An 11788-nucleotide genomic window follows, 5' to 3' on the forward strand; every position below is an offset into this window, starting at 1 on the left:
AGGGCCGGGAGGGCCTTGGGTTCCACCGCCGCCGCTGCCTCCGGTGGAAAACTTCATCCATGTATCGGTGTCGGTCAGGGGAACCCCTTGGGCGTCCTTTCTGGCCAGATAGGACTGGTTGCTCTCGGGGTCATAAATCATATCCAGCCGCTCGTAGGACGCCTGGGCGTCATAATCTCCCCGGGGCGTCAGGGAAACCTTTCCTAAATCTTTCATCCCTTCATTCCTCCTCATCCAAATCGAGATCCAGCATCAGCCGGCCGGTGGTTTCGTCCACCTGAAAATCCGCCCTGTCAAAATCCGCCTCGGCCAGGATGCCGCTGGAAATATAGGCCCCAAGCTCCCCATCCCACAGCTGCCAGCATCCATCCTCACCGATGACCGGGCCGTGGGAGGCGGCCTGCTCCGACTTCTGGGCCCACTGCTGGGCCGTGGTGCTGGCGGCGCTGGCCTGGGCCGCGGCGGCCAGGGCCTGGGAGAGGATCTTGTCCAAAACTGTGGGGGTCTCTGGGTTCACAGGCCCAGCGTCCAGGGATTCCACAATCTCCACCTGGCCCGGCTGGCTTTCCCACTGGAAGTCCTCCCCCTTGATGGAGATTTGCAGCTGCAGCACCCCCGCATAGGAGGTCTGGGGAGGAGCCAGGGTCCAGACGCAGTGGATTTCCCCGTCGGTCACGGTGGGATCTGCCAGGTGCAGGTCGTCCCGGCCGCCGGAGGAGATGGTCTTGAGGAAGATTTCGTAGCCGGACAGATCCACGCCGCCGTAATAACGGGGGAGGCGGATGAGCACCGACTGGGAGTTCTCGTCGTTTCGCACCGCGATCTTCTGATAAACCGAGGGGATCTGGAGCCGGCGCTCCACCACCGTGATGGAGGGGCGCTTTTGGGCCTCCAGAGGCTCTAGGGGGATGATCTGCCCATCTTCCCCGGCAATGCCCTCCACAATCTGGAGGGAGACCACCTCGCTGTGCCACAGCCTGGCGTCCAAGCCGCTGACCACAAGCTGCACCCGGAGAAGCCCCGGCACACAGGTGGCCTCATTGCTCACCTGCCAAAGGAGCGCCGTGCCGCCGGCTCTCTCTTCCTTTTGCAGGGGCACCATCCCCTGAAATCCGTCGGCCCGGCAGAAGCTGAGGCAGGCGATCCCCTGGGACAGGGGCAGGGGTTCTTCCCCCTTTTCCAGGATAAATTCCACCTTTTCCACCCCGCTGTCGTTTTGCATCCCCAGAGGGGCGCCGTCATGGAGCAGGGAGCGGCCTTTGACCCATATTTTCATCATTTCACCGCCTTTATTTTTTCGTCGGGTATTTTTCCCTACATCCATCCTCCCTTTTGGTTTGCCGGTTGCAGGGGTCTGTGCAACATGGCCTTGCCTTGCTGGGCAAAAGCTGTTTGGCCCTGAATCCGGCCTCCTTTTCCCACAGCAAACGCCCGGAGGCGGGTTTCTGCCTCCGGGCGTGATATCATGGCTTTTTATTTTTTCTCCAGCTCCCGGATCCGGCGCTCCAGCAGGGCGTTTGCCTGGATCAGCCGTTTGATCCGGTCGTTTAATTTCGAGACGATGGCGGTGATGGACATGAGGATCGTCATGGTGAAGAAAAGCCCCAGGGCAAAGATGGTGTTCATGGGCTCCGCCACCCCCAGCAGCCGGGCCGCCCAGTTGATGAGGGTGGGGAAGAGGATGAACACCAGCATGAGGACGCCGGAAAAGATCCAGAGCAGGGAGTATTTCAGGTTGAGGGATTTTCTTTTGAGGAAAAGGAGGATCAGGTAGAAATAGAGGAGCAGGCCGCAGAAGAGGAAGAAACGGAGCACCATATTCATCTTTTTTTCTCCTTCCGGAAGGTCAGCCGGTACAGGGCGATGGCCAGGGAGACTTTCAGCATATAATACACCGTTTTCCACCTTTTGATGGAGGATTCCCCGCCGGCCCGCTCCCGCATGACCACCGGCACCTCCTTCACCCGGCCGCCGAACATGGCCGCGGCGATAATGGCCTCCGGCTCAGGGTAGTCCTGGGCGTAATCCCGGGCGTAAATCTCCATAAAGCGGCGGTTCACCGCCCGAAAGCCGCTGGTCACATCCCTGACCCGGATGCCGCTGCACAGCCGGATGAGACCGCTGAGAAAGCGGATGCCAAACCGCCGCAGCCCGGAGGACTGAAATCCCTCCCCTGTGAGGAACCGGGAGCCGATGACCACCTCCGCCTCCCCCTGCTGGATGGGGGCGATAAGCTTTTCCAGATAGGCTGGGTCATGCTGGCCGTCCCCGTCCATCTGAACGGCGATGTCATAGCCCCCGTCCAGGGCGTAGAGATAGCCGGTCTGGACCCCGCCTCCAATGCCCAGGTTTAAGGGCAGGCTGACAAAGGACAGCCCCCGCTCCATACACACCTGCTGGGTGGCGTCCCGGGAGCAGTCGTTGACCACCAGGCAGTCGGCCTGCGGCGCCGCCGCCTTGATTTCACCGACCACCTGGGCGATATGTTCCGCCTCATTGTAGGCGGGGATGATGATGAGGGTTTTCATCCTTTGCCTCCTTTGCACATGTACTTTTTGAGGATGGGCCCGGGGGAGAAGAGAAAATCCAGGAGCTTATTTTTTCCCGCCAGGGCCCGCGCTCCCATGGGGAGCAAAATGCCGGCGGCCGTCCCCAGGGGGACGCCAAGCCAGGGGATTCCCCAGCCGGCCAGCCCAAGGAGGGCCCACACCCCCTCATAGCAGAAGCCGTGGAGGAGATAGACGGCCAGGGTATCCCGCCCCATCCGGGCCAGGAACTTCCACCTGGTCAGAAGCTTCCGCCGCCGGAACAGCCACAGGCAGGCATAGGCCCCGGGGACGCCGAGCAGGGCTTTGAGATATAAGTCTGTAATGAGAGCCCCATCCCGCTCAAAAAAGCTGACCGCCGCCCCCGCCAGAAAGAGGAAGGCTGCCAAAACCACCGGCAGGGGGCCGCCCTCCAGGGCCTTGGGATGGCGCTCCAGCAGGGCGCCGCCATAAAAGCAGAATCCGTAAAAGAGAAAGACGCCCGCCCCGTTATGCCAAATCCCCGCCAGCAGGCTGGAAAAGAGCAATAGCCCCGCCACCGCCCCCTCCCGGCGGAGAAGGGCGTCTAACAGGGGGAGGAGCGCCGACAGGGCCATGAGCACCGGCAAAAACCAGTAGGCGGCTACCCCCTCCATCCCGGCGGAAAGCAGCCGCTGGCCCAGGCTGCCCTGGGTCTGCCGGGTGAAGGAAAGGATGCCTTGGACAAGGCCGAACACCGCCCCGGGGATGCCCAGGGCCAGCGCCCGGGAAAGGATGTAGCCGCCCATCCCCTGGGGGCTTTGGCGGAACCTCTCCCCCCGGGGGCCGTAAAGATAGCCGCTGGCGGCGAAGAACAGGGGCATGTGAAAGGAGTAGATCAGATAAAGGGCGCCGCCCCACAGGGTTTCACCCGGCCCGGCCATGGTGTGGATACAGTGGCCCAGCACCACCAGCAGGATGGCAAAGCCCTTGAGGCAGTCCAGCCACAAAATCCGCTCTTTCATCGTCCTTTTCCTCCCAGCATCTTCCCATAGATGTTTTCCACCGCCGCCACCATGGCCTGTGGAGAAAACTCCTTGGCCGGAATCTGCCGAAACTGGGCTTTGCCGGAGATCACCTGCCACAGTTTTTCACAGAGATCCCCGCTGTCCCGGTTGCGGAAGGGAAGGCATCGGCCATAGACCACCTCGGGCAGGGAGCCTCCGTCGCTGTGGATGAGGGGGGCCCCCTGGGCGCAGGCCTCCACTGCCGAATATCCAAACCCTTCGGTGATGGAGGGGACCACCACCGCCAAGGCCTGGGGAATCATGGCGGAAAGCCTCTCCCGCTCCACCGGGTCCCGGACGATGACCTTCCCCTCTAATCCATATTCTTTGACAAGGGAGAGGAATTTATCCTTCTGGGCCTTGGGGTCATTTGCCAGGATAAAGCAAAACCGCGTGTCCCCAAAGGCCGCCTCCCCATATCTCTCCAAAAGGAGCCGGATGGCCTTGAGATAGACAAAAATCCCTTTGGGCTGCCCCGGCCGGCCGTAATAGAGAAAGGCCCGGGTTTTGGGGGAGAGGCCAAAGTATTCCCCCATCTCCCCGCCTTCTCTGAGGGAGGACGGGGCTTTTTGAGCCGCGGCCATGGGGTAGACGCATCCGACCCGCTCTGTGATCCCCAGCTTTTCCATATCCGCCTGGGTGGCCAGGGAGTCGGCTATCCAGAAGTCATAGTCCCGGGTGATGACGTATTTCTCAAAGGCCCGGAAGGCCGCCGCCTTCAGGGGATTTTCCTCAATCCATCCCCACCTTTCCCCCAAAGCCTCGTGGACGGTGATGACAATGGGGCGGCCCTGCCGCCGGGCCTGGCGCCGGGCAGGGGGCGCCGGGGTAAAGGTGGTGGTATGGACGACGTCGCACCAGCGGATATGTTCCGCCAGGTCCCGGCACCGGACCAGGGGATGGCCAAAGAGGATGGGCCAGGGGTAGTAGAAAATCTCGTAGCCGTCCATCTCCCGGCGGCCCCGGGCTCCCGGCTCCTCACAGCAGATGACCCGCACCTCATGGCCCCGGCGGGCAAGGCTGTGGGCCAAATCCATAAACAGTTTTTCCACCCCGCCCACATGGGGGTAAAAGTGGCCCACCACCATACATATTTTCACCCTTGTTTTCCCCTTTCCTTGTGATATTTCCAGCCCAGGAAGAAAAGCATCAAAAGCGCCAGGAGCAGCATCACCGCCCCATAGGAGAGCACCGCTCCCATCATCCCGGCGGCGGAAACCCAGGCGCCGGGCAGAAGCAGCGCCGCCGCAAAGGCCGCTCCCGCGCTGGCAAAGATACTGCCCTGGCACCGGAGCACCGTCAGCACATAGTAAAGCAGGTTGGCCGTCCCGTGGAGGCCGCCGCCCACCAGGATGAGGAGCAGATGGGTACGGTAGGGGGAAAGCTCCACCCCGTAGATCCCTTCCAGCACCGGGATCCCCGCTGCGAAGGCGGCGGCCAGGGTCGCTGCCGTCGTCCCGACGGTGAACAGAAGCAGCCGGGTCACCGCCCCTCGAAACTTCTTTCTCCGCCCCGCCTGCCAATCCTCCGCCAGGTCGGTGATGATGGGCTTGAAAATAAAGGTGGAAAAGAGATAGATCACCTGGGCGGGCATGGAGATGATGTTATAGTAGGTCTGGTACTGCTCCGGCAGCAGCCGGTCGATGGCGTATTTAGGCGCGTTCACCAGATAGGCCAGGATAAACAGGGAGAAAAACAGCGGGGCGCATCGGGCAAAGAGCTGCCCCACCGGCCGAAGCCTTCTCGTCAGGGCCAATCTGGCATACCGCCGGCAGGGGAGAAGGCCAAAGGCTACAAGCCCCGCTGCCGCCCCGGCCACCGCCAGGATACAGGCGAAGGTGAGCTTTTCCGTCAGCCACAGGGCCGCCACAAACAGGGTGGTGGAAAGGAGGGTGCGCAGGCATAAAGATTTTCCCGCCAAATCCATCCGCCCCTTCTGTTGGAGGCGGCCCTCCAGCACATCGGCCAGGGCGTCAAACATTTTGAAAACGCACAGGAGGACAGCCACCGCCGCCTTTTCCCCCCGGTAACCGCTGAGAAAGGCCCAGGAGGCCCCGGCCCCTACCATAAGGGCGCAGGTCAGAAGGCGGTGGGTCAGGTATTGGGGAAAGGTAAACTCCTCCTCCATATCCGACGCCTGGTAGGCCCTGACCCCAAAGGCGCCCAGGGTCATGAGCATCTGGGCCGTCACAAAGGCAATGGAGAATACTCCCCCTTCCTCAGCGCCGCAAATCCGGGTCACCGCCGCCAATAGGACCACTGTGGCTCCGGCATTTACGGTGCACCCCGCCATATTCCAGAAAAAAGCGCCTCTTTTTTTCATTTCACCACCTCCGTTAAGCGGGCAGTGCCCTCTACCACCACCTACCGCCGGGCGGGCAGTGCCCGCATCCAGGTCGCGCTTATATGTCAATCGCAACATAATTGCGTGCAACGCGGCAATGTCACCGCTAAAAACAAAGGCACATGGGCGGTTTCGGCGGAAGCCGACGATTTTTTCGAATTGAGCGGGGGCCGGCTACCGCCGGAGGATATCGCGCTTATGTGTCAATCGCAACATGGTTGCGGGCATCGCGGCAGCGTTACTAATAAAACTCAGGGCGCGTCTAGCTGCCCGCTAGGGCCGCCGCCAGGCGCGCGCCGCCTTCTCATAGAGCCCGGCTTTTTTGAGCAGGGGAGCCGCCACCTTTTTTACCAACCGCTGGGGCAGGGAGAGGCGGCTGTATTTTTGCAGGACAAAGTCAAAGCCCTCCCGGCGGTATTCCTCCCAGAACTGGTCGGTTCGGGGCGGCCGGGCGGTGGGCCGCGCCAGGTTGGGCTGGAAAAACTCCTCCGCCCTTGCCCTCTCCAGGGAGAGGACAGGGGCCAGCTCCCTGAGCAGCTTTTCCCCCTTGGGAGTATTGACCAGCACCAAAGAGGCCCCCTGGCCCTGGTCGATCCGGGGATGGGTATGCCCGGCGCCCCAAAAGTCCGCCATGGTCAGATCCCCGGCCCGGTGGAGGTCACAGCACTGGCACCGGTAACAGCCGGGGGCCAGACAAACCCCTGCCCAGAAAAGCCGGTAGAAGGGATTGTCCTCCCAGCTCTCCTCCAAAATCCGGTCCCCCACCCGGATTTTCATCCGGGTCCGGTTCCAGCCCCGGTCCTTGTTGCGAAACTCCACATCCTCCAGCGGGCCGTACCGCCCCTTCAGCCGGGCCAGGTAATCCTCCCACAGCCGGGAGCTGGAGGTGCCGTGGCAGATAAAGTCGCAGAGGATGAGGCCGTCGGCGGGAACACGCCGGGCCGTCAGGAAATGGCGCAGTCCCCGGACCTGGCAGGGGGTGCCGGTGAAGAGGACGGGACGGCCCTGCTCCAAATCCTCCCGCACCCCCAAAAAGGCGTCTCCCACCCGGCTTTGGACATATTTGGAGCCCCGCATCCCATCCCGCTGCTCCGCCGTGGTCCCCCGGATATGGGCGACGGAAAAATCCCCGGCAAAGGCGGCGCCGTAGATCACCCCGCCCCGGGCCAGCAGATGGTCGGACACCGCGGTAAAAAATCCGCCGGAGGAACTGTGCTTCACCACCTGGGGACTTTTGTGCTTTGCCGCGTAAAAGCGTGGGAAGCCCTCCTGTCTTGGGGGCAGGGAAATAGAGCCTTTTTCGTGGATGTACTGACAGACCCGGCGGCACATGCCGCACTGGATGCATTTTTCCGGGTCAATGGATGGATACCAAAAACCCTGCCCATCCCGGAACATGGTGATGGCCGAGGTAGGGCAGACGCTTTTGCAGGCGGTGCAGCCGCAGCAGTCCTCTTTTTTCTCCCAGAGTTTCATGAGCTTTCTCCTCCTTGGGTGAGCCCCGCGATTTTTTTCAGATACCGGAGGGATGCTTCCCGCTCCCTTTCCAGCCTCCTTTCCACCCCGCTGTAGTCGATTTCCCGGGAAAAGCTGTCCAGCTGTCCCGGGGAGAGGATCCGCCCCTCCAGGCCCAGGGTGGAGAGCAGGTGGCCGATCCGGCCGCTGGTCTTTTGGATCGATCCTCCCGTCTCGGTGAAAAACCGCTTGTGAAACAGGATGGAAAACACCGTGCCGTGAAAGGAATCGGTGACGACAAACTCCGCGTCCCGGATCAGCCTCAGCCACTGGGCCGGGCCGGCGTCCATCCGCCACCTGGCCCGGAGGGGCCTGCCCAGGGGCAGGGAGACCACCTGGATGGGATATCCCGTTTTCTCCCCCAGCTGCCGGGCAAAATCCAGCATGGCGCTGGAAAATCCCAGCTGATAGACCAGGATGTAGGGGGTTCGGCCCGCCGGCTCCCCTTCCGCCAGGGCCTCCCACGCCTCGCCCGGCAGAAGGAGGGTGGGGTCCAGGGTGACCTGGGCCCGCCGTCCCAGAAGCTGTCCGATGATCTTGGCTCCTGATTCCTCCCGCACCGACAGGTTCTGAAATTTTTGCAGGTGCCGGCGGTAAAATTCCTCCTGGCCCGGGGGAAGGTGGGAAAAACCGAAGCTGGCCGAAAAGCTGAGTCTTGCCACGTCCGGCGGGACAAAGTCCAAAAGGTAGGTAGGATCCCCTCCGTTGACCTGGCAGTTCCACACCTGGTCGCTGCCGGTGAGGAAGGCGTCGTATTCCCGGCCCAGCTGGGGCAGTTCCCGGCGGGTCACCGGTCGGCTGAGGGGCATGGTTTCTACAAAGGAGGAAAATTTCCCCCGGCGGGGAAGCCGGGCCAGATGCCCCGCCACCCCCAAAAGATAGCCGCCCGCCCCTTTGGCGGCGATCTGATCCAGGGCGTAGGGCCGGGCCAGGGCGGGACAGCGGTAGTTGATCAGCTCCGCCTGGGCCCCGGCCTCCCTGAGCAGCCGGGTGAGCGCCCAGGCCTGCAGGGCCGCCCCGTAGTTGGAAGCGAAAAAATAGGTCAAAATTCCGATTTTCATTGGGTATCCTCCTGGCCCGCCATGGGCTCCCATCCGCCGGACTCCTCCTCCGGGGCGTAATCGGTCTCGGCCTCCAGGATCCGGAAGGAGAGGGAGCGGGTGTCCAGCGAGCCCTCTAATTCCTCGGCGGGGACAAAGGTGTGCTCCGGCAGGAAGGTCACCCGGAAGTCCTGGTCGGGGGAGGTGCGGGTCAGGGTCAGGGAATAGGTTTCCTCCTGGCCGGTGACCACAATCTCCTGCTCCCGGCCGGCGCCGTCCACGCAGGAGACGGAGAGCCGGTCAAAATGCATGGTGTCCGCCTGAAAGGTCAGCACCATCTCCCTGGCGTCGGTGGGCATCCAGATCTCCAGGGCCGCTTCTTCCCCCACCCAGCGGTCCTCGTAGATATCCTTTTCTTGGATTTTGCCCCGCAGCCGTTTAGGCGCTCCGTTTTCTTTGTAGACATATCCGCTTTCATTGCGCAGCGCCAGGTCATAGCCGGAGATGTCCAGCTCCTCCTTGCTGACGATATAATCCCACTCGCTGACCCGGACGGTGGTAAAGGTGTCGTTGAGCCCCTGCAGCTGTGTCAGCTCCGGAGCCAGGTTCCCCTTTTCATCCACCCCCAGGTTGGCGGAGGTGCAGAAATAGTAGGGAAGCTGCAGCCAGCACTCCTCCTGGGCCAAGCCCACCTTGCCGGGAGCCACCAGCAGGATATTTTCGTTGCCCGGGGTGACCTCCCCCATGAGATAGTCGTTGATCTGCCGGGCCGCCGCGTCCCGGGAGGCGAATTTCTCCCGGTATCCCGCCATGGTGGCGTACTGAAAAGCGCTTCCTATGAGGCCGTTGGCCACAAGGGCCAGACAGACCCACAGGTACAGCGCCTTGGCCTTTTTCACAAAGAGGAGGTAGCCTCCCAGGATGGCGGCGATGACCGCCGCCGCCCGGACGATCTCCACCCCGCCGGCCTGGGCCAGCTTCAGGAGCAGTTCCAGGCTGGGGCAGTCGGTTCCGGCGCCGATGGGCAGTAGGAAACAGAAGGTCATCAGGGCCATAAAGACGCCGCCCAGGGCAAAAAAACGGGCGGGCGGCCGCCTGTCCCCCAGCCGGGGATACAGGGCGAAAAACAGGGCCAAAAAGGGCACCATCATATACCAAAGGTACCGGAAGTGGAGCCGGATGCCCTGGGACTCGCTTTCACTGAGGGCCACGGTAAAGCAGAGCATCCCCACCGTGGCCAGGATGGCTCCCGCCGTCAGGATGAGCAGCTTCTTTTCCTGGGGGAGCAGCCGGCGCCACATCGCCCAGGGGAGCAGCACCACAAAGATGCCCATCAGCAGGATGATCCCCGCCAGGTAGTAGAGGGCCATGACAAAGGCTTGCAGATAGACAGAAAGGTTCGAAAGGTTTTGAAAGAGGAGGGAGAGGGCGCCCCCGCTGCTGGTGGCTCCCCGGGACTGGTTGAGCAGGAAATAAATCCGGTTATAGCTGAGCCAAAAAGCTATAAAGGAGCCCAAATAGGCCACGGCATTCATGAGATTCTGCCGGCGGCGTCCCCGCTCCGTCACCAGGACATAGACAAAGTAACAGGCCATCCCCGCCACCATCCCAAGCCCCATCTGCTTGCAGGAGGTCACCAGAAGGGTATAAGCGGAAAGACCCACCATCTTGGGCACTGTAGGCGGTTTCTCCCCTGTGACAAGCAGGGTGAACAGGCAGAAAAAGCCCATGAGCAGGGGAAAGTACAAGCTTTCCTGGAAGATGCGCATGGAGACGGACAGCTCCGCCAGGCAGGAGATGACGGCGCAGAGGAAAAACGCCTTTTTCCGCTCCCCGATGATCCGGCGGGCCATGATGTAGATGGGGAAAACGGCGGCGGAAATCAGGATGCAGTTGGCCACCAATGCCGCCGTGTAGGCCGCCTGTCCGTCGGAAAACAGCAGGTTGCACAGGGCGATGACCACCGAATAGAGCACCTCGGAGTAGCTGAGGTTTAACCCCCGCAGGACGATCTTCCCCGTCTGGGCCAGGGACTGGCCGGTCTTCCAGTGGAGCAGCTCGTCATAAAAGATGCTCCGCTCCCCAAAGCTGAGGGCGCAGACCGTCCGGAGCAGGGCCGACGCTACAAACAGCAGCGCCAGGGCCAGGGTCACCCTTGTTTTCTCCTCACCGAGTTTTCCCTTCCATCCCGTCAATGAAATTCCTCCCTTCCCCTTTTTGGATGTAAAAGAGATTTTCGATTTCCTCCGCCGCCTTCCGGCAAAGATAAGGCCGGTAGTCTTTCTGGGCCTCCCGGAGTTTTTCGGCGATCCGGCCGATGAGCCGGCGGGACGGGGCCAGAAACTGGATTTCCTCCCAAAGGCGCCGGGCGGCCGCCTGGTTTTCCTCCCGGCAACCCGGTATCATCAGCGTTATGGGGCCGCTGTAGGCCATTCGGAGGGCCCCCTCCGCCGGGGCGGAAAGGGCGATGGCGCCCAAAGCCCGGTCCTGGATCCCTTCCAGAAGGCTGTAGGCGGCGGGATCGGCCTGATCGCCATGCCGCCGGTGGTTTTTCCGCCGCCGGAAATCTCGGAGGGCCCGCTCCCCGTAAAGGCGGCGGAAGAGGGCCTCCCCATCTTCCCCCCGGGCTTCGCTGTATCCCCCAAAGAACCGGCGGAGGCTGGCGTCCTCCATGACCATCACCCCCGGATAAGCTCCGGCCAGGTTATAGACAGAGCCGTAGCGGTCCCAGTCATCCCCCAGGCGATAGAGGAGAAGGTCATAGCCGGAAAGGGAGGCCGGGGTCGCCTCCCCCGTTGGAAGGGGGAGGCATTCCACCCGGCCCAGAGCGGAAAAGGCCGCTTTTACTGTGTCCTCCCGGACTTCCGGCGCAAAGTATCCTATCTTCATCATCTTCCTCCTCCCCTCCCGGGGCGGCGCTGTGGTTTCAATCGAGACCTATTTGCGTGCGCCGCGGACAGTGTCACAAACAAAACTCAGGGCGCGTCCTGCCCGCCGCTAGGCGCGGGCAGTGCCCGCTGCCAAGCCGCGCTGTAGTGCCATTCGCAACAAAAACGCGTGTGTCGCGGACGGTGGTTTTAATTATGCCGCGGGCGCGATTTGCTGCCCGCTAGGGCCGCGTCCTGCTCGCCGCTAGGCGCGGGGGATATCCAAGGGGGAGAGGCGGCCATGGGGCGACTGAGGCGTATTCCCAGGAGAGCTGTGTTGGAGGAAAGGACATAGCTATCAAGAAAAGGCTATGCGGCAGCCAGCCGCCGCCCCCTTGGATCACTTTTGCATCCTTTTCTTGAGAGAAAAGGATGTGCCCGCCCCGGCATG

The 11788-nt window shown here is 62.1% G+C and carries 11 protein-coding genes; all 11 read right to left on the minus strand.

Annotated features, from left to right (window positions below):
* Positions 1-216: hypothetical protein (locus ACZ25G_RS01305; RefSeq protein ID WP_463681272.1), on the minus strand; the 216-nt coding region annotated here is incomplete at its 3' end.
* Between the two features lie 4 nt (positions 217-220).
* On the minus strand, positions 221-1276 hold the full coding sequence (locus ACZ25G_RS01310; RefSeq protein ID WP_463681273.1) for a hypothetical protein: 1056 nt from the start codon (positions 1274-1276) through the stop codon (positions 221-223).
* A gap of 197 nt (positions 1277-1473) precedes the next feature.
* Entirely contained in the window at positions 1474-1824 is a 351-nt protein-coding gene (locus ACZ25G_RS01315) for a DUF2304 family protein (protein WP_191483333.1), read from the minus strand.
* Positions 1821-2528, minus strand: a complete 708-nt coding sequence (locus ACZ25G_RS01320) for a glycosyltransferase (RefSeq protein WP_191510714.1) — start codon at positions 2526-2528, stop codon at positions 1821-1823. The genes ACZ25G_RS01315 and ACZ25G_RS01320 overlap by 4 nt, the downstream gene beginning before the upstream one ends.
* Entirely contained in the window at positions 2525-3529 is a 1005-nt protein-coding gene (locus ACZ25G_RS01325) for an acyltransferase family protein (RefSeq protein WP_463681274.1), read from the minus strand. Before ACZ25G_RS01325 ends, ACZ25G_RS01320 begins: the two co-directional genes overlap by 4 nt.
* Positions 3526-4671 (minus strand): glycosyltransferase family 4 protein, encoded by a 1146-nt coding sequence (locus ACZ25G_RS01330; protein WP_463681275.1) that lies wholly within the window; start codon positions 4669-4671, stop codon positions 3526-3528. Before ACZ25G_RS01330 ends, ACZ25G_RS01325 begins: the two co-directional genes overlap by 4 nt.
* Complete coding sequence (locus ACZ25G_RS01335) at positions 4668-5894, minus strand: oligosaccharide flippase family protein (protein WP_191510711.1); 1227 nt, start codon at positions 5892-5894, stop codon at positions 4668-4670. Before ACZ25G_RS01335 ends, ACZ25G_RS01330 begins: the two co-directional genes overlap by 4 nt.
* Before the next feature lie 294 nt (positions 5895-6188).
* Positions 6189-7391 (minus strand): Coenzyme F420 hydrogenase/dehydrogenase, beta subunit C-terminal domain, encoded by a 1203-nt coding sequence (locus ACZ25G_RS01340; RefSeq protein WP_463681276.1) that lies wholly within the window; start codon positions 7389-7391, stop codon positions 6189-6191.
* Positions 7388-8491 (minus strand): polysaccharide pyruvyl transferase family protein, encoded by a 1104-nt coding sequence (locus tag ACZ25G_RS01345; RefSeq protein WP_463681277.1) that lies wholly within the window; start codon positions 8489-8491, stop codon positions 7388-7390. The genes ACZ25G_RS01340 and ACZ25G_RS01345 overlap by 4 nt, the downstream gene beginning before the upstream one ends.
* Positions 8488-10665, minus strand: coding sequence for a hypothetical protein (locus ACZ25G_RS01350; protein ID WP_463681278.1), 2178 nt, complete (start codon positions 10663-10665; stop codon positions 8488-8490). The genes ACZ25G_RS01345 and ACZ25G_RS01350 overlap by 4 nt, the downstream gene beginning before the upstream one ends.
* Positions 10637-11362 (minus strand): hypothetical protein, encoded by a 726-nt coding sequence (locus ACZ25G_RS01355; protein WP_463681279.1) that lies wholly within the window; start codon positions 11360-11362, stop codon positions 10637-10639. Before ACZ25G_RS01355 ends, ACZ25G_RS01350 begins: the two co-directional genes overlap by 29 nt.
* Between the last annotated feature and the right edge of the window lie 426 nt (positions 11363-11788).

The sequence above is a fragment of the Zongyangia sp. genome, assembly GCF_965361945.1.